Annotated in this window: 9 protein-coding genes and 2 tRNA genes; all 11 read left to right on the plus strand. The window is 57.2% G+C overall.

Features of this window, described 5'->3' with window-relative positions; translation table 11 throughout:
* The first annotated feature begins 375 nt into the window (after positions 1-375).
* A complete protein-coding gene (locus ACTQ48_RS04380; RefSeq protein WP_022094575.1) occupies positions 376-639 on the plus strand; it encodes an HPr family phosphocarrier protein in 264 nt (87 codons plus the stop codon).
* A gap of 133 nt (positions 640-772) precedes the next feature.
* On the plus strand, positions 773-2,476 hold the full coding sequence (ptsP, locus tag ACTQ48_RS04385) for a phosphoenolpyruvate--protein phosphotransferase (protein ID WP_427793764.1): 1,704 nt from the start codon (positions 773-775) through the stop codon (positions 2,474-2,476).
* Between the two features lie 74 nt (positions 2,477-2,550).
* Entirely contained in the window at positions 2,551-3,483 is a 933-nt protein-coding gene (locus ACTQ48_RS04390; protein WP_427793762.1) for a 1-phosphofructokinase family hexose kinase, read from the plus strand.
* A gap of 226 nt (positions 3,484-3,709) precedes the next feature.
* On the plus strand, positions 3,710-4,642 hold the full coding sequence (locus ACTQ48_RS04395; protein WP_441570223.1) for a 1-phosphofructokinase family hexose kinase: 933 nt from the start codon (positions 3,710-3,712) through the stop codon (positions 4,640-4,642).
* A 192-nt stretch (positions 4,643-4,834) separates the two neighbouring features.
* Positions 4,835-6,229: a CCA tRNA nucleotidyltransferase gene (locus ACTQ48_RS04400; protein WP_441570224.1), complete on the plus strand. Its 1,395-nt coding sequence runs from the start codon at positions 4,835-4,837 to the stop codon at positions 6,227-6,229.
* Between the two features lie 226 nt (positions 6,230-6,455).
* Positions 6,456-6,532 (plus strand) — tRNA-Glu (locus ACTQ48_RS04405).
* Positions 6,533-6,554: 22 nt separating this feature from the next.
* Positions 6,555-6,631: transfer RNA gene (locus ACTQ48_RS04410), tRNA-Glu, on the plus strand.
* A 151-nt stretch (positions 6,632-6,782) separates the two neighbouring features.
* The gene (locus ACTQ48_RS04415; protein ID WP_441016276.1) at positions 6,783-8,075 is read left to right on the plus strand and encodes a lysylphosphatidylglycerol synthase transmembrane domain-containing protein; all 1,293 of its coding nucleotides are present in this window, start codon (positions 6,783-6,785) and stop codon (positions 8,073-8,075) included.
* A gap of 136 nt (positions 8,076-8,211) precedes the next feature.
* A complete protein-coding gene (locus tag ACTQ48_RS04420; protein ID WP_154515566.1) occupies positions 8,212-8,823 on the plus strand; it encodes a TetR/AcrR family transcriptional regulator in 612 nt (203 codons plus the stop codon).
* Positions 8,824-9,017: 194 nt separating this feature from the next.
* The gene (locus tag ACTQ48_RS04425) at positions 9,018-10,679 is read left to right on the plus strand and encodes a sensor domain-containing diguanylate cyclase (RefSeq protein ID WP_441570225.1); all 1,662 of its coding nucleotides are present in this window, start codon (positions 9,018-9,020) and stop codon (positions 10,677-10,679) included.
* Positions 10,680-10,925: 246 nt separating this feature from the next.
* On the plus strand, positions 10,926-24,893 hold the full coding sequence (locus ACTQ48_RS04430; RefSeq protein ID WP_441570226.1) for a SpaA isopeptide-forming pilin-related protein: 13,968 nt from the start codon (positions 10,926-10,928) through the stop codon (positions 24,891-24,893).
* The last annotated feature ends 210 nt before the right edge of the window (positions 24,894-25,103 follow it).

Below are 25,103 nucleotides of genomic sequence, written 5' to 3' on the forward strand. Positions count from 1 at the left end.
GCATCAACCAGATCAACCAGGCGAACAAATTATCAGCCAAAATTTCGTTCGCACGATATTGCTCTGGACCGACCGAGTTTCCGCAGCTTGCTCGCCCACAGGGGGCCGGGCGCGGCCAGTGAGATTTATCGCGAGTTCCGCACGAGCCGAAGAGCACTTAATGTGCTCTTCGTGCGAGCAGGACTGTAGAGCAGGAAATCTCACTGGCCGCGCCCGGCCCCCTGTGGGCGAGCAAGCGGACGACAAACACATCTGTCCAACAATTCGTGCGAAACATAATGAAAAACCGTTTGATGTGAGTTAATATAATCAACGTCGTGAATATGGCTCCTGTCGCATTGCTGATAGGGGTTAAACACAAAAAAGGAGTCAATTATGGTTTCTGAGAAGGCTACCCTCGTTAATCCCCAGGGTCTTCACATGCGTCCGGCTGGCCTCTTCGCCTCCACCATGGGCAAGTACGCCTGCGACGTGACGGTCGTCACCCCCGAGAAGGAGGTCAACGGCAAGTCCCCGATGGCCCTCATGGCTGCCGGCATCCCCTGCGGTACCGAGGTCGAGGTCAAGTGTGACGGCGCTGACGAGGCCGAGGCTCTGGCTGCTGCCATCGAGCTCATCAAGAGCGGTCTTGGCGAGTAGAACTCAAACGGGTCGCATGTTGAACAACTAAGTTCATATTTGGGGGCGCAGTGACCTGTTTAAAGGGAACTGCGCTCTTTTGTCATGGATATGGCAAAACGCTTTATCACATGACACGGAGAGAGGAATAGGAATGTATCAGGGAGTCAACGCTTCCGAGGGCATCGGTATCGGCACCGTCATGGTTGCCGTCGAACCCGACTTGACGTTTGAGCCGCACGAGGTTGCTGATTCGGCAGCAGAGAAGGAGCGCTATCAGACCGCCCTTTCGGTCTTCTGCGAGAAGACCCAGGCTCAGGCCGACCACATGAAGGAGACGGTGGGCGAGGCCGAGGCCGAGATCATGAGCGGACACATTGTCCTGGCTCAGGACCCGGGCATGACCGACGCCATCAACGCCGCCATTGACGGCGGCACCTGCGCCGAGCAGGCGCTCATGGACACCTCGACCATGTTTGAGAACATGTTCCTGTCCATGGACGATGAGATGTTCCGCCTGCGCGCGGCAGACATCGCCGACATCCGCACCGGTATTCTGGCCGAGCTTTTGGGCAAGGAGGTCGTCGATCTCTCCGTCCTGCCCGAAAACACGGTCGTTGTCGTGCACGACCTTACACCGTCCATGACCGCCACGATCGATAAGGCCCACGTTGCCGGTATCGTCACCGAGACCGGTGGCCGCACGTCGCACTCCGCGATCATCGCCCGCGCCCTCGAGATTCCGGCTGTCCTTTCGGTTGCCAACAGCTGCACCGCGCTGCGCAACGGCATGACCGTTGTCGTCGACGGTGGCAAGGGTATCGTCGAGGCCGATCCCGACGAGGAGACGCTTGCCGCCTACACCGCCAAGGCCGAGGCTTTCGCTGCCGAGAAGGCAGCCCTCGAGGCTTTCCGTGGCAAGCCGTCCGTGACTGCCGATGGCATCAAGAAGATCATTGCCTGCAACATCGGTAACCCCGATGACGTGCCCAACGCGCTCGATCACGACGCCGAGGCCATTGGCCTGTTCCGCTCCGAGTTCCTGTTCATGGACTCCGCCGAGCTTCCTTCCGAGGAGGAGCAGTTCAACGCCTATCGTAAGGTTGCCAGCGCGCTCAATGGCGCTCCGGTCATCATCCGCACGCTCGACGTGGGTGGCGACAAAGAGATCCCGTACCTGCACATGGTCAAGGAAGAGAACCCCTTCATGGGCTTCCGTGCCGTGCGTTACTGCCTGGCCAACCCCGACCAGTACAAGGTACAGCTCCGCGCTCTGCTGCGCGCCAGCGCCTTCGGTGATGTCAAGATCATGATCCCGCTCGTCACTTGCGTCGAGGAGGTCTTGGCCGTTAAGGAGCTCGTCGAGGAGTGCAAGTCCGAGCTGACCGAAGAGGGCCGCAAGTTCAACGAGAACATCGAGGTCGGCATTATGGTCGAGACGCCTGCCGCATCGCTGATCGCTGACCGCCTGGCCGAGGTCGCCGACTTCTTCTCGATCGGCACCAACGACCTGATCGGCTACACCATGTGTGCCGACCGTGGTAACGACACCATTTCTAACCTGTACCAGGTGTACTATCCCGCCGTGCTTCGCTCGCTCAAGAACATCATCGAGAGCGGCGTCAAGGCTGGCATCATGGTCGGTATGTGCGGCGAGGCCGCTGCCGATCCGCTGCTTGAGCCGCTGCTGATCAGCTGGGGCCTCGAGGAGTTCTCGATGAGCGCTCCGTCTATCCTTCGCGCCCGCAAGACCATCAGCCAGTGGACCAAGGCCGAGTGCGACGATCTCGCCGAGAAGGCGCTCGCCTGCACCACTGCCGAAGAGGTCAAGGCGCTGCTTGAGGCTGCCGCTCGCTAATTTGGTATCAGAGGTAACCGCGTGGTTGGAATGGGCTGGCCGCGCGGCCCTCAAATATACAGGGGGTACTGTAAATGTTCTACACGCTAACCGCTAACCCGGCTGTCGACATGACGGTTTCGAGCTCTCCGCTCGAGCCCGACGAGAACGTCCGCACCGGCTCGGCCAGCTACACGGCTAACGGCAAGGGCCTCGACGTGTCCTTCGCCTTTAAGAAGATGGGCGTCGACACCGTCGCGCTCGGCTTCTTCGCCGGCTTCACGGGCAAGTTCATCGTCGAGGAGGTCATGAACCTGGGTTGCCTGTGCCGCCCGGTCTGGACCGACGGCATCACGCGTATCAACACCTATGTCAACGATGGCCAGCACGAGTACGGCATCCTTAACCCCGGCGCCCCGATTACGCCGGAGCACCAGAAGGAGCTCTACAACATCCTGGACACCGCGGGCGATCTTGAGTGCCTGATCGTCTCCGGCTCCGTGCCTCCCAAAGCTACGCCCGACTTCCTGGCTCAGGTCATGGATCACGCTCAGGCTCGTGGCGCCGACGTCGTCCTGGACCTGTCTTCCGACAAGCTCAAGGAGCTCGCTCACAAGAAGCCGCTGCTCATCAAGCCGAACCATCACGAGATGAAGGCCATCTTTGGCGTGCCGGTCGACACCGACGACGAGGTCCGCGTTGCTATGAAGATGGCTCACGATGCCGGCGTCCAGAACGTGCTGCTCACCCGTGGTAGCCGCGGCGACGCTTACTTCTCCAACGGCGAGGACATCTGGTACGCTAAGCGTGAGTTCAACATCAAGCTGGTCTCTTCCGTCTGCGCCGGCGACTGCACGCTCGCTGCGTTCCTGTACAAGTGGTACAGGGATCGCGACAACGTCGAGGAGGCCATGAAGCTCGCTATGGCCACCGGCGCCAATGTTGCCGAGTCCGTGGGCATCGGCGACTTCGGTCACGTCGATGAGTATAGTAAGCGCGTTGCTGTCCGCAAGCTCGATCGCAAGTAAGCGAAACGCTACATATTCGTGGCTATATGGCGCCCCGGTTTAAGCCGGGGCGCTTATTTGTAAATTGCAAATGAGCTTCAGGGCAAGCACTCCTGATTTTTTGCCCCGCCTTGCTGCTTTTCTGTCGACCTGCACGCGTTCTACACCGTTCGCCGAGTTGCTATGGTCTTTTCACAAGACGTGGAATATACTTTCATTATCACGTTGCTTTGTGAAAGGAACATTCATGATTTACACGCTTACTGCAAATCCCGCCATTGATTACAACATTTCCTGCGACGGACTTTCCGCCAACACCGTCACCCGTACGCGCAACGCGGTCTATACGCCCAATGGCAAGGGTCTCAACGTCTCATTCACCCTCGATTACTACGGTGTAGACACCACGATCCTGGGCTTTTTTGCCGGCTTCTCAGGCGAGTATATCGTCAAGGGCGCCGAGGCCCTGGGTGTGCCCGTCAAGCCCGTGTGGACTGACGGCATCACGCGCGTCAACGTTTTCCTCAACGCCGGTCCCGATACCGAGTACAACATGGTCAATGCAGGCGCTGCCATCAATGCTGCCAACGAGCAGGAGATGTTTGAGCTCATCGACTCGCTCGACGACATGACCTGCCTGGTCATTAGCGGCTCGCTGCCCCCCAACACCTCCGAGGGTTTCCTGGCCGAGGTTCTTCGCCGTGTTAAGGCAAAGGGTGCCGAGTTCGTGCTCGATATTTCGAGCCATCAGCTGGCCGATCTCATTGCCATGGAGCCGTTGCTCATTAAGCCCAACGACGACGAGCTGCTCGACATCTTTGGCATTAAGGTGAGCGGTGGCGACGACGAGTCCGTTAAGGGCGCTATGGCTGAGCTGCACGCCAAGGGCGCTAAGAATGTGCTGCTGACCCTTGGTGGCGACGGCGCGTACTTCTCCAACGGCGAGCACATTTGGTTTGCCAAACGCACCTTTGAGGTCAAGCTGCTCTCGACGGTCTGCGCCGGCGATTCCTCGCTTGCCGCCTTCCTGTCCGTGTGGCACGATGCCCCCGAGTGCGTCGAGGACGCCCTGCGCCTCTCGATGGCAACCGGTGCCAACGTGGTCGAGTGCCCTGGTTTGGGCGATTTTGCCAAGGTGGACGAATATAAGAAGCACATCGACGTTCGCCAGGTCTGCTAACCGTTTAGACATATCGTTGCCGAACACCCGCTTTGGATCTCCGAGGCGGGTGTTTTTATCTGTTGGCCGCATGGGCTCTACTGTCTCGTTCGCGCGAATCGACGATGTGATTTCATGTGCGCTCACGCTTGTTTCTTGCTAGACTGCTTGAGAACCATCGTTTAACGCTCGCAAGCGAAGGAGGCCATAGGTATGTGTAATGTTTTGCTCAACGGTACGCAGCCCACAGATGCCTCCCTGCGTGTGCTACGTGCGCTTGAGGACGCCGGTCTCGAGGCCTGGTTCGTAGGCGGTTGGGTGCGTGACGCCCTGATGGGACGTCCCAGCCACGATGTTGACATGTGCTGTAGCGGCCTGTGGCAAGAGTCCAAGGCGGCGCTCGAGGCAGCCGGCATTGCGGTAGTTGAGTCGGGCATAAAATTTGGCGGCATTACCGCCCTTTGTGACGATGAGCGTATTGAGGTCACGACGTATCGCCTGGACGGTTTTTACACCGATGGTCGCCATCCCCAGAGTGTGGAGCGTGCGGCGTCGCTTGAGGACGATCTGGCACGTCGTGACTTTACCGTTAACGCCATGGCTTGGCATCCCCAGCGCGGTCTTGTCGACCGTTATGATGGCCAGGGCGACCTGGAGCGTAAGCTGATTCGTGCCGTTGGAGATCCCAAGCGTCGCTTTAACGAGGATGCGCTTCGCATGCTGCGCGCCGTGCGTTTTGCCTGCCGTCTGGATTTTATGATCGAGCCTAAGACCAAACAGGCGCTTGCCGAGTGCTCGTCGCTGCTCGATGCCGTGGCACGCGAACGCGTGGGCATTGAGCTCGAGGGGATTCTATCGACCGGCCACGGGGGAGACGCGATGCTACGCTATCCCGAGCTTGTTTGCGCCGCCGTGCCCGAGCTTGCGCCGGCTCGTGGGTTTGACCAGCGCAGCGTCTACCACGCCTTTAATGTCTACGAGCATATCGCTCGCGTTTTGACGGTAGCGGGGGAGCTGGCGCTGTGTGACGGCGTGGCGCCTTCGTCGAGCTTAATGTGGGCAGCGTTTTTGCACGATGTCTCCAAGCCCGATTGCTTTACGGTCGATCATGCGGGCAGCGGCCACTTTTACGGTCATCCTGAGCTTGGCGCCAAGAAAGCGCGCGCTATTATGGATCGCTTGGCGCTTTCGCACGATTTGGTTCGCGACGTGTGTCTGCTTATCAGGTATCACGATAAGCCGTTGCGCCCCGAGCGCTCCTGTTTGCTCAATATGATGCGCTCGCTTTCGGGTGAGGGCGTCGACACGCCGCGTTTGATTGACGAGCTTATGGACCTTAAGCGTGCCGATACGCTGGGTAAGGCACCGTCGTGCTTCTATTACGTCGAGACGATCGAGGAGATGCGTTCGCTCGCCCACGAACTGTTGGAAGCGGGGGAGCCCTATACGCTTAAGATGCTTGGCATCAACGGAGGGGACCTGATTCGCGCCGGCGTCAAACCGGGGCCTGAGCTGGGACAGCTTCTCAACGTCGCCCTCGACGCCGTGATCGAGAATAACGTTCCCAATACCCGCGAAGCCCTTCTGGCCCACCTCAACCTGGGGTAGCTCATTTGGGACGGGGCTTTTTTAGCTACCCCCGCTGTCAATAGGACGAACAATCGTGATTTTGGCAGGGGTAGCTAAAAAAGCCCCGTCCCAAATTAGCTACCAGGTTGACCTGTGTGTTCCATAACCTCACGACAAAATTTGGCCAATTTGGAATTTCTTCTTGCGCTCGCGTTTTTTGTCCCGTAATATATGTCCTCGCAGCACGGCAGTGCAGATGTCATGTGGCCCGTTCGTCTAGCGGTTTAGGACGCCGCCCTCTCAAGGCGGAGATCACCAGTTCGAATCTGGTACGGGCTACCACTTCTTTTCTGCTGAGGCTTATGGCCCGTTCGTCTAGCGGTTTAGGACGCCGCCCTCTCAAGGCGGAGATCACCAGTTCGAATCTGGTACGGGCTACCAAGTTTTTGATACCCGACCTTCTTTTTGAAGGTCGGGTTTTTTATTACCTGCGGGCTTGTCTGTTAATCCCATTTGCCCCATAGCTTTACGTTTTGCTTATCTCCCATACGGGTACAATAGGCCAGATACATTGACGGTCAGAAGGAGCCTCATGACGGAGTCCTCTCAGCATACCCCACAGCCTCAAGTCGATGTTTCGGGCGGCGATGACAACAAGAGCGCACGTCGTGGTGCCATCTTTATTGGCATTGTGCTGGCGGGCTATATCGTCTATTTGGTCGTGACCGGTCAGATGGGTCAGTTCTGGGCCGCCATGGCTAGCGTTCAGGCGCCGTGGCTCGCTGCCGCGTGCTTCTGCATGTTCCTATACTTGTTTTTTGGCATCGTGGCGTACGCGATTGCCGTATGGCTCGATCCCAATTCGCCTGTCGGCATCCGCGACCTCATTTCGGTCGAGGCGAGCGGCATCTTCTTTGGCAATCTGACGCCCATGATGATGGGCTCCACGCCTGCCCAGATTTATCGCCTGACCAAAGCCGGCCAAAATGTGGGCGAAGCGGGTGCCACGCAGTTCACCCGCTTTATCGTGTACCAGTTTGGTTTGGTGGCATGGGGTGCCATTCTGCTGCTCGCCCGCATGCCGTTTTTCGCCGAGCGCTATGGCGACATGACGCTGCTTTGCGTCTTTAGTTTTGGCGGCCACTGCTGCATTCTTCTCGGCATCTTTGCCGTGGCGTTGATGCCCAAGACCGTCACGCGCGTCGCACATTGTATTATCAATTGGCTCGAGCGCATGGGTGTTTCCGCTACTAAGATCGAGGGCTGGCGTACCTTTGTCGATGGCGAGATCTACTCGTTCTCCGAGAAATTCAAACTCTCTGCCGGCCATTTTTCGTCCATGCTGCTCACGGTCGTCATCACCATGTTGCAGCTGGCGTTTTTCTACCTGGTTCCGTATTTTTTGATGCTTGCCTTTGGTCAGTACGACGTTGACTTTTTCTCGGTCATGGCGGCGAGTGCTTTTGTACAGCTGTTGAGTTCCGCCGTCCCGCTGCCTGGTGGCACCGGTGGTGCCGAGGGCGGCTTCGCGCTGTTCCTGGGTCACTTTTTTGGCACGGCAGCGACTGCCGGATATCTGCTTTGGCGTCTGATCACCTTTATCGCGCCGACCATTTTGGCCGCCCCTCTTTTGGGCCTTAAGAGCGCTCATAACGAGAGTATCCATGCGCGCTGGGACCGTATGATGTGCAAGCTCGGGCGCACTCCTCAGAAGCCTTCTGCGTCCGTTAAGGCACATCCAACCTCTCAGGTTACCGTGGACCCCAATCAGCATGCTCAAAAGACTGCTGTGGCCTCTAAACCGGCACGGAAGACCTATGTTCGTCAGACTGGCGACGGTATCCGCGTTTCCCCTGCGGCGCTCAATAAAAAGAAGCGGCCCTAGAGCCCAGTTGGTGAGTCGTGCGTTCTTAATGACGCTCGTCATTGCGATGCTAGATGTAGGATAATCCTCTTACGTTGATTATCTCCCACTTGTACAGGAGCTATAGGTGGGCAGTTGACATGAAGGGGACACGTCTATGGCCACCACTAAACCGCGCCTTGACCGCCGCATCGTTCGCAGTCGCAATGCGATTCTTTCGGCATTCGAGCGACTGCTGATGGAAAAGCCCCTCGCCGATATTACGGTGAGCGCCATCGCGCGCGAGGCAAATGTCGACCGTAAGACCTTCTACGTGCACTTTGGCACGGTGGACGGCTTGCTCGATGCCATTGCCGTGGATGTGGTCGAGATGATTGTCGACTCAGTCGAGAAGACGCTTTCCTCTATGGGCGGTAACACCAACGAGCGAGCACTCGGAGCGGCGGCGACCTTCTTCAAAACCGTTAACGAGGCGCTGTGCAACAATTTGGTGCTCAATCGCCAGCTGATTGAAAACATTCCGCTCGACGACTTTATGGCTCGTCTTCGTGCGCCGCTCGAACATGAGATTGCCGAGCGCGATCTGCTGCCCCAAGGTCTCAAGGACGAGATGTTCGATTACTACCTGGCGTTTCTGCTGTCCGGTATTATCGGTATCTATCGCACGTGGGCATTATCCGACGGATCGGTTCCCATCGAGCGCGTCTCGGCGGTCGCCAACGACCTGACCCTGAACGGCCTGTCGAGCCTAGAGACCCGTTTGTCTTAGTGCGGCATCCCCTGGGGCTCCCTTGCCGTTTAGGTCGTCTATCCGTAGTGTGATGCTCGATTGGTTGGGATGAATCTGAGTAAATACGCCCGGTGATACCCGAAAGATCGGTATCGGTTTTCTTGAATTATTGCGGGAGAGTGGTAAAACCTAATTTAGGTTGTTTTGAACCCGGTGACTATGGCCTGATTCTGATGGATATTCAGATGTTTGTTATGAACGGGCAAAGTAGCAATAAAACAGAGATTGAAAAAATACGTATGAATAATATCGTTTCCTTGTTTATGTTTAGTCGTTGTGATTATGAGAAAGTAAAACAGAATGCATGGGAAGAAAACTGGAAAGCCATGCGGCTGTATTCTGTTGTGGCGCTTGTTGCCTTTGGAGTCATAACGCTGCTGAGTGCGGTTTCTCTGAGTATCGGAAAATATAAATGGGTGTATCTGGCCTATACGTTCCTTTCTTTGCTCTATTTTTGCATTTCTCGTTGTCAACTTAGTAGCTTCATGGGGAAAGAGCTGGTTGTATACAGCTTTTTTGCCGTGCTGCTGCTGTTTGGCATTATTACGGGAACGCTGATTACGCCGGAGGAGCTCACGGTCAACTACATTGTGTTCATGATGGTAGCGCCGCTGCTGTTTACCGCTAGAGCGGCGGTCATGAACGGGCTGATTCTGAGCAGCATGCTGCTCTATATCGGACTTGCTTTCTTTGCGCAGCATAACCCAATTCTATCCAAAAACCTCGTGAATGTTATTTTGTACGGGGTGCTGAGTATGTTTCTGACTGCCACGGTGATGCGAAGCAAGCTCCAGATAATCCTGTACCATAAGGAAATGGAAGCGTTGGAAGTCAGCAAGCGCGAATCGCAGGAACGACTCCTGAATTACGAGAGATTCCTCACGGACATGGTTCGGTATGCCGCTTCAGAAGCAACTCCGGACAAAGTACTGAATCAACTGGTGGAGTATATCGGACAGCGTGTGACCGCCGATCGAGCGTACATCTTTGAACAGAATGACCGCGGAACGTTTGACAACACCTACGAGTGGTGCAAAGCGGGCGTACCCAAAGAAAAAGATAACCTGCAGGATGTGCCGTATGAAGGCATCATTGAAACATGGTTTGCACAATATCAAGAATCTAACAATGCCATTATCCTTGACATTGAAGAATGCAAAAAAACAAACGAAGCCATCTATGAACGGCTGAAACCTCAGGGTGTCAATACCCTTGTGACAGGGCCAATCAAAATCAACGGCAAGATGGTCGGATTCTACGGTGTGGACAATCCTCCCAAAGAGAAACTGCACGAGATCTCGAATGAGATGGATATGATCGAGTTTATGGTCTCTTTTATGATAAGACTGCGCGATAATGCGAATGCACTGGAGCACAGTGCGTTATATGACCAGCTCACAGATTGTAAAAACAGAAAAGCACTGGATTGGGCGTACACAGAAAAGCTGGGGAAGTACTTTCCCCTGGCGGTTGTCATGTGCGACCTAAATGGCCTAAAGGAAATAAATGACCAAAAGGGACATGACGCCGGTGATAAAGCCATTGTGCAGACCGCACAGACGCTGAAATCTGTGTTCGGAAAGCGTCATGTGTATCGGCTTGGCGGAGACGAGTTCATTGCGGTTCTGCCAAACATCACACATCCGGCGTTTCAGAAACTACTGGAAACGGCAAAAAGCCAACTGGGGGCTACCGCGTCCCTCGGTACGACGATAAGCGGCACAAAGGATACGAATTTTGAGTCGCTTCTGAAAGCCGCAGATGCGCAAATGTATGAAAACAAGAAGCAATACTACATCTCGGCAGGGAATGATCGGAGAAAGCACAGCTTGTGAGAGGGAAAAGCTGCGCATATAAACGTAAAACTGAATGGTATTTCACGACTTTGACCGCACAGGGCAGCGCGGTTCGTGATGTCGCTTTCAAGCAGATGGATGTTGCATTTAATCAGTCTGAAAATGCCCAGACAAGCATTTCGCCTGGGCAAATAGTGCACCGCCTTTCATTAATCCTATTTTTCTCCGGTTGTTGTTTCGCTAAGATATAAGGCTTAGGGACACTAATACCGAAAGTAGGTTGGGATGAGGCAGATTAAGCGTGCTGTGGCTTTTGCCCTCACCTTTATCATGTGCGTCGAGGCCCTTTTGGGTAACGGCGTTGCGAGCGCGGTTGCCCTTACGCTTGAGGACGCTCAGTCGTGGCAGGACATTGTCCAGCCGTTTGCCGAGACCGATGCGGCGGGGGAGTCGGATGACAAGACCGGCTCCCCCGCCGCATCGGGCGTCTCGTCGAGCGATAGTTCGGATGAGGCTAGCGCGAGTGCTTCGAACGACGATAAGTCTGACTCAAACACTTCCAACAACACCACCGCCTCCAACGAGGACACTTCTGGCAACCAGGATGCCGTTGACGTGGTCCCGCGCGACTGGTCGCACGATGCCAGCGCGCTCACGGTATCCTCCGAGGGCCTTGCCTTTGACAAGCGCTTGGGAGAGCTTGCTGGAGCAGGCCCCATCGAGCAAATTCCTGTGCAGCTGCCTGCCTCGCTCAACATCAAGTGTGTTCTCAACACGGCGCTGCTTGAAGGCGACACCTTTAACGTCGATCTTCCCGCCGGGCTTACATTCGACCTCGATTCGGCCAAGCTCCAGGACCATGATGGCATCAAGCGCATTGCCCTCTACCGCTTGGATGCTGAGGGCAATACCACGCGCATCCGCCTTGGGTATGCACAGCTCACTGCCACTAAGCTTACTGTGGCCTTTGCTACTCCGCATGACGAGCAGACCGATGCCGACCTTTCCTTTGAGGCTAAAGAGTCTTTTGCCGTCGATGCCGATGTACTGCTCGATTCCGCGCTCCTCAAAGACGAGGAGTCAACGCTTGACTGGGCGATACAACAGACGCAGACCGAGGGCGTGCGCACTTGCGAGCTCACTATTCCCGCGCGCTCCCATGTTGAGGAGCTTCTTGGGATTGATAGGGCCGATGCTTCCTCAACGGTTGCCGTCACTGTGGCGGGCACCTCCCAGGATCCGGTTTCTGAGGTGACCCCTGTGGATTCTTACGGCAGCATGATCACGTTCACCACGTTTTGGGCCGATAACAACAACGCCAACCGCCCGTCCGCGGAGGCTCTCCAGGAACGAAACGAATACCGCGTGTTCTATTCTCTTGATGGCGGTAAGACCTATGTGGCGCTCACCAAGGACGGGGATAACCTGTCCGATGAGGCGGCCACGCAGCTCGGATTTACCCAGGTGACCCTCGATGCCGCCAAGACCGATGGCCACTTGGTAAGCGTTGCAGCGTCCACGGTCTCCGAATACGAGGCGTCCGTGGTACTCGCTGGCAAGCTTCCCGCCAAGGTCGTGAGGCGAACGGACGACGGCACGGCGCAAGAACAGCCCATCACGTATGCAATTTCCCACGTGACGGCGGGCGATGGGGACGTGGAAGTCAAAACTGGCTCGACGCTCTATCCTAACTCCAACGCCGACCCTTCGCAGCGCTCTGAGTCTGGCGACTACATCGTGCCCGACTCCTCCATGCTGAGTGACCGTACGGACTATGTGGAGCCCTTTGCCAAAGAATGTCTGATGATGCTCAAAAACGTTAGCTTCAACGTCGATGTCCACATCGGCAACGATATGGTGGATCACAACCTTTCCGGCGATCATGGCTGGTATTCGACATGGGGTCAGTACCTGACCCTTACGGCTGCGCGGCATATGGGTGCGTCTGACGACAAGGATGTAAGCAATATCAACGGGGACGGTCTTCTGCAGCTCATCGAACACCAGCTCTTTAGTGTTACCTGGAATGACAATGCTTCCAACAACTATGTTATAAGCGGTCGCATGCCGGCCTACCATCCATCCGGCGTGTCGATGAAGTACCGCCTGATCCAGCAGACAATAGATAACTCCGGCACCTCCGGCTATCGCGATGCCTACGAGGTCTCCTACGACAACAAGGTCGTTCCCGACTATGCGAGCGATATCTCCGCGTGCTACAGCGGCGGTACTATGACGGTGCGCCATACGGGCACCACGCGGTTTGAGGCTACCAAGGTCTGGCTCGACGACTACGCGCCCGGTTCGACCGATTCCAAAGGCAACGAGATTTCGCGCCCCGCGACCACCTATACCCTGTGGCGCTATTCCGCAAGGCCCGGCAACGATGCGCGGAGCGCGGCGCAGGTGGTCGCGATGACGGGTGATCGCAAAGGCGAGTTCGTAAAGCTCGAGGTCACGGCCGAGCAGAATAATGAGCTGGGCGCGAGCTACAGCAGTGAAGACGGTTCCATCAACAACGCTACGATGGACCTTGGAAAGATGCTGCGCGATAAGTACGGCACCGATGGCTTCACGCAGTTTGCCAAGTACGATCCCGAGGGCTACCCCTATATCTACCAGCTCCGCGAGTCGAACCTCTCGGGTTATGAGCATGTGTTCGGCAAGGTCGACAACGAGGGCAACACGACGGGCGATCTCGGTCCCAACTATTTCAGTGCAAGCGATACATACACCGAGTATTTGCTTGATGGATGGATGCGCTCCGATTCCGACAACTTTGGCGTCTACAACGGCGGTACGCTCACCAATCGTCGTGCTGAGACCGAAACCGTTAGCGCTAAGAAGCGCTGGGATATCGGAGCCTATCAAGATCAGCTCGGTACCGTCGAGGTGAGCTTTCAGCTCCAGCGCATCCTTAAAGAGCATGCTACATATAACAACGGACAGTGGTTCTCTAAGGAAGAGCCCATGTATGGAGCTGATGGCTCGCTTATCGGCACCTATACCTGGAACGACGTCGCTGACGGTCGCGTCACGCTTAACGGCTGGAGCGCCGAGAATTCTGAGCAGTCCTTCTCGAAGAGCGGTCTGCCCCGATATGACGAGCTGGGCAACGAGTACGTTTACCGCTGGCAAGAGGTTGAGGTGCTGGACACGCAGGATCCTGACCGGTTCTCTGCCTTGCCTACCACACCGGACGGCCCGTTTGAGTTTTTTGGCACGTTTACTGATGCTAACGGCAACCAGAATCTCCTTTCCTTTAATGGCGAATATGATGCTAAAGAGAAATGCTTTGTCAACAGCTACGTGCATACAGTTGATGCGATCGTTGATAAGTATTGGCAGGCCCTTGATGCCGATGGCAATCCTATTTGGACACAGGATGCCAATCAATGTGTTAATGGCGTTGCTCCAAAGGTAACGGTCAAGGTAATCCGTAACGATTCGCTGCTTGCAAAGATTGAGCTGGACGGTCGCGTTGATCCCACGCCCAATTTTCAGGCGATTCCTGGCTCTTCCTGGGAGCTTGGCTGGCAGGAGAGGAGTCCTTGGCATGTTGAGTTTATCTGTCTACCCAAATATGACGACAACGGATCTAAGTACGACTACCTCTTTCTTGAGGAATCGGTGGATGGCTTTAACCTAGACCATACGGTTCGCGGTATCGACCCAGAGTCTCGTAATATCTATACCAAGTTTTATAACCGGCCCGTGATTGAAGGCAATGCCTCCAGTTCGAAATTTGCGGTCTCCAAGAAATGGCTTGATAGCGGCAACGCTGCCTCCCGCGTGCCTGTTGAGATTGGCTTGTATGCGAAGCACGATATCGTTTCTCAAAGGGATGGACAGTTGGCCTATGCAGAGGGACAACTGATTACTGAGGCCACTCTTAACGAAGAGAACTCTTGGTACGACGAATTAAATGTCCCAGTTGGCGGGCTTTCCAAGGATGACGTCTCTATCAGAGAGCTGTCTACGCTTAATAGCAGCGATACACCAGACGACCTAAGATATGAGGTCATCGATCGCGATACTGCTGTTCGCAGGGCTACAGACGGCTCTGCCGAGGAGATTGCGGCCTATCGTTCGCTGCTTAGAAATTGGCCTGAGACAGATACCTCTACTCGCATGATCTCCAAGAACCTTTCGCAGGGCTTTTCGTATGAGGTTTCGTATGGGGAAAATCGCGATAAAAATTCTCTCGAGGTCACGAATCGCCGCGTTGGTTCGGTGGATATCTCTATCGATAAGACCTGGGCTGACGCTGGATCTGCTGCGAGCAAGCGCCCCAAAGCTCAGATAACAATCTCTGCGCCCGCATCGAGCTCCGAGTTTAGGTTTGTCTATGACAAGAGTCGGGAGCTGTCCGTTAGGGTTGCCGGTAAAAAAGACCAGCCTCTAAAGAAAAAAGATTCGGAGGGCAACGTTAGCTCGCTAACTGGGTCTGCTGACGCCTCCGTAAACACCGATGTGATTGTTTCAGAGAATTCAAGGTCCATTACCTTTACGGTCGATGTGACCAAGGCCTCATCCTTCTTCTCCGTCGTGGGGCTTCCTAAGTACGATCTTTCCGGCGCCATCGTTGATTGGAAGGTCGAGGAGCATATCGTCAATGCCGGTGACTATCGATCCGTCGGCGGACTTTCGAGCACAGACTTCGGTTCGCCCTGGCACCAGGAAGACCAGCTCAACTATTCGTTTACTAACAAGCGTACGGGCACCAAGGACGTGACGTTCCATACCAAGTGGTTTGACCACTACGTCAAGGACGTCCTCAACCAGCGCCCTGACGTTAAGCTGGTGCTGTATCGTGCGGCTTATACGTATGACGATAACGGCAATATCATTAAAGATGGCAAAGGAAATCCCGTAATCACGCTCTCGTCGGTTTCTCCTTCCGAGTACGACGGCCACTTTGAGTGGGTGTCGTCCGACCAAGCCGATCGCCTGCGCAACGACACCAAGGGTGACTTTACCCAATACGCCACGTTCAAGAACCTTCCCAAGTACGACGGCAACGGCGGACAGTACGTCTATTACGCGCGTGTGGATATGAATGTCCTGGATGATACCAAGGGCGCGCTCGACTACTATGATGACGATACGGTTTCGAAGGATTCCTATACAAAGGACCCCGGCTCGTGGGATAAGGCAGATGACGAGGTTGGATCGTTTGCCGATTGCCTCCTTGCAGACAACGACCAGCAGCTCGTTTACCGTGAGGACTCGACGTTCAATTTCCATATCCACGGCTCGGTAACGGTCTCGGGTGAGAAGCTGTGGGAGAACGTCCCTGTCGGTTACTCCAAAGACGACTTGCCGGCGATTTCTATCTACGTGCAGCGCCGCTTGCTTGCGGGTTCGTACGGGGCTAACGGCAACTGGACCGATGTCACTGTTTTGCCTTGGTCTGGCCTTGCACTGACTGTGGATGATACGCAGGCAAAGGGCTATACCGTGGCCAGCTCTAATACGGGTAAGACCGACTCTGGTCAGGAGATCCTTGACGGCAAGACTGCTGTGGCCTGGACGGACAGCCTTGAGAAGGACGGCAACAACTGGACGTTCAGCATCGGCCAGTACGGGGACAATTCCAATAGCAACGCTCTGCCGAGCGATAATAAGCTCGCGGCCTACGATGCCGAGGGACGTCGCATTGAGTACCGTGTGCGCGAGGTCATCGATGGCATTGTTGGTAAGGACGGTTGGCACCTCACGTCCGAAAGCGAACTCGAGAAGGCCTTTGACAAGGTCTACGATATTAGATATACGGACTTCTCGATCAGGAATACCTATAAGTCTAAGCAGGGCAAGCTCACGCTGTACAAGGTCTTTACGGGGCGTGCCCACGTTGACACTAAGTACCCCGACTCGACGTTTAGGCTCTACCGCTACTACGTCAAGGATGATGACTCCAAGAGCGCTCTGACCTTTGTGGCTGAGCAGACGCTCAAGGGCAAGGACGTCAATCATGCCACCGAGTCCGGTGCTGTCACGTTTGACAACCTCGACATCTACGCGCCCTCAGGTGCCAAGTGGCAATACGTTGCCGTTGAGGTTGTGCCCAACGGCTACACCGCCACGAGCGGCATAGGCGAGCTTGCCGCCGATGCTTCTGGTTTTAAGTCTTCGGATGAGTGGGCGAATAAATATGACGTCGTTCTTCCCACGGACGTAAAAGGCACCCTCTCCATGGGTCCCACCGTTGAGCTTGATGAGAACCCTTCCGCAGTGAGCGAGACGTTTAAGAATGCCTACGTGGTCGATTCGGTTGACCTAAAAGGCCAGAAGAAGTGGGTCGACAGCAATAATATCTTTGGCACGCGTCCGGAATCTATCAAGCTGACGCTTAAGCGCTGGTACCAGAGCGGTGGCCCCGATGAAGAGAACCCTGGCGGCGTCACGCTGCAAAGCAGCGATCCTTCTAGAGCTAACTACATCGAATGGGATAAATCCTCTGGAGACATCTGGACCTATACCATCAAAAACCTTGAGAAGTGGGCGCCCGACGGTACCGCTTGGAAGTATGAGGTCTCGGAATCGCCTGCTGACATGCCATACCAATACAAAATCAATGCCGAGAATAAAGGCGGATCGTGCCTTTCGACCGATGGTTCTAATTCCGAGGGCGTTCAGTTCCCGTTGATCCAGAATGAGTTGATGGGTCAAGTTGGGTTTAAAAAGAGCTGGGATCAGGTTGACGCTTGGGCACAGCGTCCTGCTCAGTACTACACGCTTCAGGCTCGCGAGCTTGGCTCCAGCGATGAATGGCAAGAGGCCGGCTCGTTCTTTGTCTCGTGTGGGATTGTCGAGGTCGATCTCGAGAAAAATACCAATTATGACAATACGGGCCTGATCGCCTATAAGCTTCCGGGCAGCAATCGATATACGGTCGATAAGCTCACCGCGGACGCTACAGATTCCACCACGTATGACTCGAACACTACTTGGACGAATCTTCCCTTGGAAGTCAAGACATCGAGCGGTGGGGTTAAGGTTGAGTACCGCGTGGTTGAGAGCCTGCTTATCTATGATAAGAAGGCAGGCAGCTCCAATACCGTCAAGGTCTACCTCGAGTGCGATAGGGACGGGAATTATTCAATTAAGAATTCCGCGGCGAGTGTCTACCTTCCCTCTCAGTCTGAAACCCATGAGCCAAGTAGCTCAAACTGGAAGTCAAACATCACGAATGTGTGTACAGTGGGAACCACTTCTGTTACGGTGCAAAAGACCTGGAATGACAGTGGCAACGCTTGGGTAACTCGTCCGGGCACGTCTTCTCCAAATGACTCCTGGGCTACGACGTTTGTCCTGCAGCGCTCTTCTGATGGCGGGCGTACGTGGAAGTGGTTTACCAAGTACGGGTCCGTTGTCGACAATCCATTTAACGGTTCGATTCTTAACGATAACCTGCTTACCCGAAATGTCAGTGTCGCAGATACCAATTTTTCCTTTGATAAGTTGCCTGCGCAAGGCGTTGGTGTGAACGGTCAGGCCGTTGAGTACCAATACCGCGCAGTGGAGCTGGTTAAGGGCAGCTATGAGGCCACGACTGTTTCGGCGGATGTTCTCGCTATAAGCGACGACCGCTCGATGCGTCTTGAGCTGGTGCCGGCCTCAGAAGAAGGGGTTCAGCGCTATGTGAACACGCTGGTGACGACCACAGTTACCGGTACTAAGACTTGGAATGACTGGGGCACGGGGCTTGCTTCGACGCTTGATCCTTCTACCTGCGGTATTAAGCTCAATTTGTATCGAAAGGTTGCGGGTGGCAGCGAGGAGCTTGTCAAGGTTGCCGATGCCACTGGCACCCTGCGTGATGCGGCGCCTAAGTGGACCAAGAATGAAGATGGCACCTGGACCTACAAGTTTACGGGATTGCCCCAGACCGACCAGAACGGCAAGGTGTATTCCTACAGCGTGAAAGAGGTCGACGGGTCCGTTGCCGGTTGGTATAACGCTCAGAATGATAATGGCTCGCTTACCAACGCTGCGACGCGCTTGACGTTTGACAAGGTCGAGGGCGGAAGCGGTACGGGCGTTGTCGCCGATACGAAGCTCAACGGCGTGACGTTTGAGATCTACGATAACACTGGTCAGAAGGTTGCCACGTGGTCGCGCGATACGAGTGGTGCTGTCTCCGTTGGTGTCGAGAACGGTTATGGCAAGGCTGGCGCAGGTAAAAGCGCTGGCTGGATCGTGGGTTTGCCGGCAGGGGAGTACAAGGTTCACGAGGCTGCTGTTCCTGTGGGCCATGTCGCCGTCGCGGACTTTTACGTTAAGATCGCCGACAACGGCGAGGTATCGTTTGTGGGCCCGCAGGGTGACCTTAAGGTTACTGTCGATCACTTTACGGTGATCGTTCCCGATCCGGTCTATCGCTCGGCCTTTAAACTCAAGAAAACGTATGAGCATGGCGGGTCCCCCCTGCCGGTATCCGGTATGACGTTCGATCTCTACCGAGGTTCGTATAGCGCGGACGCGCAGAACGGCGGCGGCGTGAAGATCGCCGAGATCGTGACGGATGCCGATGGCAAGTGGGGCGCTGCCGGCTCCGCTGAATGGCTCAACCACGATGACGCCTTTGGCGTGCTCGCCCGCTACTTTGTCAGGCAGTCCGACGGCCTGCCCGCGGGCGACTACTACCTGGTGGAGACGGGCGAGTCCGCGCTCACCAAGAAGCCCGGCGTGGCCGGCCCGGTGGCCAAGTTCACGCTGGGCGACAGCGGTAAGACTATTTCGGTCGATGTCAAGAACGACGAGTTCAACGCGGGGTTCGCCATTGCCAAGCGCGATTCCCAGACCAATGCGGCCATTAGCGGGGCAACGTTTAAGCTGGTCTATACGCCGATGAATACGACCTCTCCCGTTGAGATCACGGGACTCAAGAGCGGCCAATCTTATGCTCTTGATGGCACGGGTACGGCGCTCGATTCGAGCAAGACGTCCTATGCCTCCGATGGTGACCTTAAAGTCTCCGGACTCAAGAAGGGCAGCTACCAGCTTGTCGAGGTCGCGCCGGCTACAGGCTATAAGGCGCGTGGCGACGGTAAGGCCGACGTGGCTACGTTTTACGTGGCGGACGACCAAAACGGCTCGTCCAACGTCCTGGCACCCAACGGCGGAGCGGCCCCGGTTGTTACCAACGAACCGTATCTGGGTAGCGTGTCGATGAACAAGGTCGACGACAACGGCACCGCCGTTCCGGGTGCAAAGTTCAAGCTGCAGCGCCGTGACGGTGATAATTGGATTGATGTTGACGGTGATGTTCTTGTGACCGATAGCAATGGTGCCATTACGGTATCCGATCTCGCTTGGGGTACCTACCGCTTTGTGGAGGTTGCCCCCGCGGACGGTTACTACGTGGGTTCTGGCACTGTTGCAACCAATGAGATCACCATCTCTGCAAGCAATGTTGAGGGCTCCGTTACTACGCCTTTGAGCTGCGGAACCGTTATCAATCATGCGCTCGGGCTTAAGATTCGCAAGGTTAACTATTCCCATGACGATTTGCCGGGCGCGCGCTTTGTCGTTAGGGGCGCATTTGCCGATCGCACGACTTCCAAGGAGCTCGTGACCGATGCGAACGGCCTGGCCTCGCTGGGGTCTGCGCAACTGATCGTGGGTAATACCTATACCGTGACCGAGACCGAGGCCCCTGCGGGCTACAAGATCGGCGACGGCTCTGCGGCAAGCGCGTCCTACCGCTTTACCGTCAAGGCTGACGGCACCTTTGCGGCTGACGGCACCTATTCCAACACCGTGTGGTCTGCGGCGGGCACGGGCACGCTTGAGCTCACCATGAAGGACACGGCCAATGCCGTTTCGCTCTCCAAGGCCGACGCGAGCTCGCACGTGTTTGTTTCGGGTGCGACGTTTACCGTGTATGGTAAGTTCTCCGATACGGGTGAGGATGCCAAGACGGTGCAGCCCACCAGCGGTGCGGTTACGCTGAGTGGCCTCATTGGCGGCGAGATCTACCGTATCGAAGAGTCTGTCGCACCGGCTGGCTACGGGCGCCTGAGCTCCAGCCTGTACGTCAAGTTTGATGCTGCCGGTAGCAAGCTTTCCGTGGTGGACGCCCAAGGCAACGCGCTCGAGAGTGTTCCGAGCGGCTGGGAAATCGCCGAAAACGAGGCGATTGCCGCGCTCGACAGCAAGACGCGTTTGAGCTTTAACAAGGTTGACGCCGCGGGTAACGGTACCGGTACCTCGAATTCGCTTAACGGCGTTACGCTTGAGCTGTTGAAGGGTTCTAGCGTTGTTGCAAGCTGGTCTCGTGATGAGAACGGAAACGTGAGCGTTTCCGTTAAGAGCGGTTATGGCGAGGCCGGCAGCGATGCCGATGCTGGTGTAATCTTTGGCTTGTCCGCCGGTGTCTATACGGTGCGCGAGTCCCGTGTGCCTGCTGGACACCTTGCCGTTAGCGACTTTAAGGTCAAGATCGATGACGAGGGCAAGGTCTCTTTGGTGGACGCTCCCGAGGGCGTCTCGCTTGACGATCACGGTGTGACCGTCACGGTGGCCGACCCGCTCTACCGCTCCGCCTTCTCGCTGGAGAAGGTCTACAGGCACGGTTCCTCCGAGCTGCCGGTTGCGGGCATGAGCTTTGAGCTTTATCGCGGTGCGTACTATTCCTCCGCTGCCAACGGCGGCGGCATCAAGATCGCCGACATTAGGACGGACGCCAACGGCAAGTGGTCTGCCGATGGCTCCGTTCCGTGGATGAACCGCGAGAACGCCTTTGGCGTGCTCGCCGGCTACTTTGTCAAGCAGTCCGACGGCCTGCCCGCGGGCAAATACTACCTGGTGGAGACGGGCGAGTCCGCGCTCACCAAGAAGCCCGATGGGGCTGGGGCGGTGACCGAGTTCACGCTCGGCGACAACGACAGGGGCGCGGTGAAGGCCGTCAAGGTTACGAACGGCGAGTTCAACGCTCAGCTCGAGATCCATAAGCAGGACGCTCTCACGCGGGCTCCCGTTAACGGCGCCGCGTTCGAGCTGCGCTACACGCCCCTGGGCTCCACTGATGCTGTGGCTATCGGCGGGCTCAAGTCCGGCTATTCGTACGCGCTTAACGCCGCGGGCACGGGCTGCCTGGCCCCCGTTCCCGCCACGCCGGGCGCGCTCAGGGTGACGGGCCTCAAGAAGGGCCATTATCAGCTTGTCGAGACCGCGCCGGCGATTGGCTATGGCTCCCTTGGGGCCGATGGCACGGTGGTGCGAGAGTTTGTCGTGGGCGAGGGCTCGGCCGGGCTTGCAAATGTTGTCCCCGACCCCGATGTCACCAACATGCCGCTGCTGGGCAGCGTGACGATGCATAAGGTGGACACTGACGGCAACGCGATCGCGGGCGCTCAATTTAAACTGCAGCGTTTGGCTGACGGCGACTGGAACGATGTGGCAGACGGCCTCTATACGACCGACGCTGACGGGCGCATCACCGTGACGGGTCTCGCTTGGGGTACCTATCGCTTTGCCGAGGTCGCGCCTGCCGCAGGCTTCTACATGAGCGGCAGCGTCACCACCAAGAGCGTTACCGTTGGGGCCGATAACGTGGCGGGCTCCATCGTTTCGCCCCTCGATTGTGGCACGGTGACCAACAAGAGGCTCGGCTTCGGGCTCGTCAAGTTAAACGACGACGGCGAGCGCCTCTTGGGCGCGCACTTTACGGTGGCTGGCGCATTCTCCGACGGCTCGGCCGCGCACGATCTCGTGACCGCCGCTGACGGCACGGCTTCGCTGCCCGATGGCCTGCTCGTGGCGGGGGAGACCTATACCGTGACGGAGACTGCGGCGCCCGAGGGCTACAAGATCGGCGACGGATCCGCTGCGAGCGCCTCCGTCTCCTTCAGGGTGGGATCCGACGGTTCCTTTACCGCCGTTGGCGATTACAAGCACGGCATCTGGTCGCTCTCCGGCACGGGCAGGCTATCGCTCGCCATGAAGGATCGGGCCAACAGCGTCTCTCTCTCCAAGGCGGACGCCGCGACGGGCGATTTCGTGGCCGGTGCGACCTTTACCGTCACCGGGCGCTTCTCCGATAGCGCCGACGGCTCAAAGACCGTCAGCCCCGTGGACAGCGCCGTCGAGCTGCGCGGCCTCATCAACGGCGAGGTCTACCGTGTCGAGGAGACTGCCGCACCGGCTGGCTACGGGCGCCTGGACGCTCCGCTCTACGTTCGCTTCGACGAGCGCGGCGAGCGCCTTGTTGTGGTCGACGAGCGCGGCGTGGCGCTCTCGCGGGCCCCCGAGGGCTGGGACGTGGCTGACGGTCGTGCGATCGTCGCCAACAACGTGCGCAACCGCCTGACGTTCGATAAGGTGGAGGGCGGCTCGGGCACGGGCGCCGTTGCAGGCTCCGCCCTCAACGGCGTTGCCTTCGAGCTCTCGAGCGGCTCCGATGTGGTGGCCACGTGGGCGCGCTCCGATGAAGGCGTGGTCTCCACGACCGTTGCGTCTGGCTATGGCGAGTCCGGCTCCGGCGCTGACGCGGGCTGGCTCGTGGGCCTTCCCGCCGGCACGTACCGGGTCCACGAGTCCGTGGTGCCCGCGGGCCATGTCGCCGTGGCGGACTTCACGGTTAAGATCGATGCCGAGGGCGTCGTGACGCTCGGGGGCGCTCCCGAGGGCGTCGAGCTCGACGCCTCCGCCGCCAAGATCACGGTGGCCGATCCGCTCTACCGCTCCGCCTTCTCGCTGGAGAAGGTCTACAGGCACGGTTCTTCCGAGCTGCCGGTCGCGGGCATGACGTTCGACCTCTACCGCGGCACCTACGATGCCTCCTCCGTTGACGGCGGCGGCGTGAAGATCGCCGCGATCGTGACTGATGCCGATGGTGAGTGGCGCGCGGACGGCTCCGCTGAATGGCTCAACCGCGATGACGCTTTTGGCGTGCTCGCCGGCTACTTTGTCAGGCAGTCCGACGGCCTGCCCGCGGGCGACTACTACCTGGTGGAGACGGGCGAGTCCGCGCTCACCAAGAAGCCCGGCGCGGCCGGCGCGGTGACCGCGTTCACGCTGGGTGGCAGCGATAGGGGAGAGACGAAGGCCGTCAAGGTCGAGAACGGCGAGTTCAACGCGGGGCTCGCCATTGAGAAACGCGATGCCGCTACCGGATCTCCGGTCAACGGTGCGGACTTCGAGCTCGTCTACACGCCGCTTGGCAAGACTGACTCCGTGACGATCTCCGGGCTTAAGACCGGCTGTTCATATGTGCTCGACGCGACGGGCACGCAAGTGGCGGCGCATTCCTCAAATGCGGACGGCTGCCTTAAGGTGACGGGCCTCAAGAAGGGCGGCTATCGGCTGATCGAGACGGTTTCCGCAACCGGCTATGCACCGGTTGCGCCGGGCGGCTCGCTCGTGAGCTCGTTCGATGTGCTCGATGCTGCCAATGGGGTCGACAACGTGCTCGCCACGGCAGACAGCTCGGCTCCCGTCGTTACCAACGAGCCGCTGCTGGGTAGCGTGTCGATGCGCAAAGTCGACGAGGGCGGACAGCCCATTGCCGGCGCAACGTTTAAGCTGCAGCTCAAGAGCGGTTCGGACTGGGTCGATGTGGGCGATGGCCGCGCAACCGATACAGACGGCTCCATCGTGGCGACGGGTCTCGCGTGGGGCACCTATCGCTTTGTCGAAGTCGCCCCCGCGGCTGGCTATTACCTCGATCGCGAGGAAGTCGCTACAAACGAACTGACCGTTACGGCAGATAATGTGGCCGGTTCCATCGAGTTACCGCTCGACTGCGGCACAGTGACCAATACGGCTTTTGCCCTAAAGCTCCTCAAGCGTAATGGGTCCGGCGATGCGCTGCCCGGTGCGGTCTTTACTGTTGAAGGCCGGTTCTCCGACGGCTCCACTGTTGCCACGCTTGCTTGCGGCGACGATGGCATCGCCTCGCTTGGCTCGGCCCAGCTCGTGGCCGGGGAGACCTATACCGTGACGGAGACTTCGGCGCCTGCCGGTTACATGATCGGCGACGGAACCGCCGCGAGCGCATCGTTCTCCTTCTCGGTTGCCGCAGACGGATCTTGGTCCGCTGTGGGTGAGAGCAACCCCGCCGTCTGGTCCATGAGTGGCACGGGCTCGCTTGAGCTTGCCGTGACCGATAAGGCCCATACGGTCTCGCGTTCCAAGGACGGCATGCCCGGCACGGGCGACAGTCTGTTTGCCGTCTCTGACGCGCTCGCAACGCTTGGTCTCATGGCGCTTGCCATTGGCTTGCGTCGCACGCGTCGACGCAGCTAGGCGGTAATTAATTACGCCAAGGCGGGGCATACGGTTCATCACCGTATGCCCCGCCTTTCTTGTCTGATGCGTCATCCCGCGTTAGCAGCTGTTCTTCGCCGCTCGTATCGCTTTCGCCCATGATCGTGCCGCCTGTTACCGTGCGCTCTCGTTGACGCTCTGTCCGGCCGGTTGGGGCGGGTGCGTATACGTGTTTCTTTCAGCATTAAA

The organism is Collinsella sp. Sow4_E3 (genome assembly GCF_052116285.1).
Taxonomy (GTDB): Bacteria; Actinomycetota; Coriobacteriia; order Coriobacteriales; family Coriobacteriaceae; genus Collinsella.

Excerpts from the sequence above, each read along its gene's own strand:
- ACTQ48_RS04380 (WP_022094575.1), top strand. The coding sequence starts at position 376 with ATGGTTTCTGAGAAGGCTACCCTCGTTAATCCCCAGGGTCTTCACATG.
- ptsP (WP_427793764.1), top strand. The coding sequence starts at position 773 with ATGTATCAGGGAGTCAACGCTTCCGAGGGCATCGGTATCGGCACCGTC.
- ACTQ48_RS04390 (WP_427793762.1), top strand. The coding sequence starts at position 2,551 with ATGTTCTACACGCTAACCGCTAACCCGGCTGTCGACATGACGGTTTCG.
- ACTQ48_RS04395 (WP_441570223.1), top strand. The coding sequence starts at position 3,710 with ATGATTTACACGCTTACTGCAAATCCCGCCATTGATTACAACATTTCC.
- ACTQ48_RS04400 (WP_441570224.1), top strand. The coding sequence starts at position 4,835 with ATGTGTAATGTTTTGCTCAACGGTACGCAGCCCACAGATGCCTCCCTG.
- ACTQ48_RS04415 (WP_441016276.1), top strand. The coding sequence starts at position 6,783 with ATGACGGAGTCCTCTCAGCATACCCCACAGCCTCAAGTCGATGTTTCG.
- ACTQ48_RS04420 (WP_154515566.1), top strand. The coding sequence starts at position 8,212 with ATGGCCACCACTAAACCGCGCCTTGACCGCCGCATCGTTCGCAGTCGC.
- ACTQ48_RS04425 (WP_441570225.1), top strand. The coding sequence starts at position 9,018 with ATGGATATTCAGATGTTTGTTATGAACGGGCAAAGTAGCAATAAAACA.
- ACTQ48_RS04430 (WP_441570226.1), top strand. The coding sequence starts at position 10,926 with ATGAGGCAGATTAAGCGTGCTGTGGCTTTTGCCCTCACCTTTATCATG.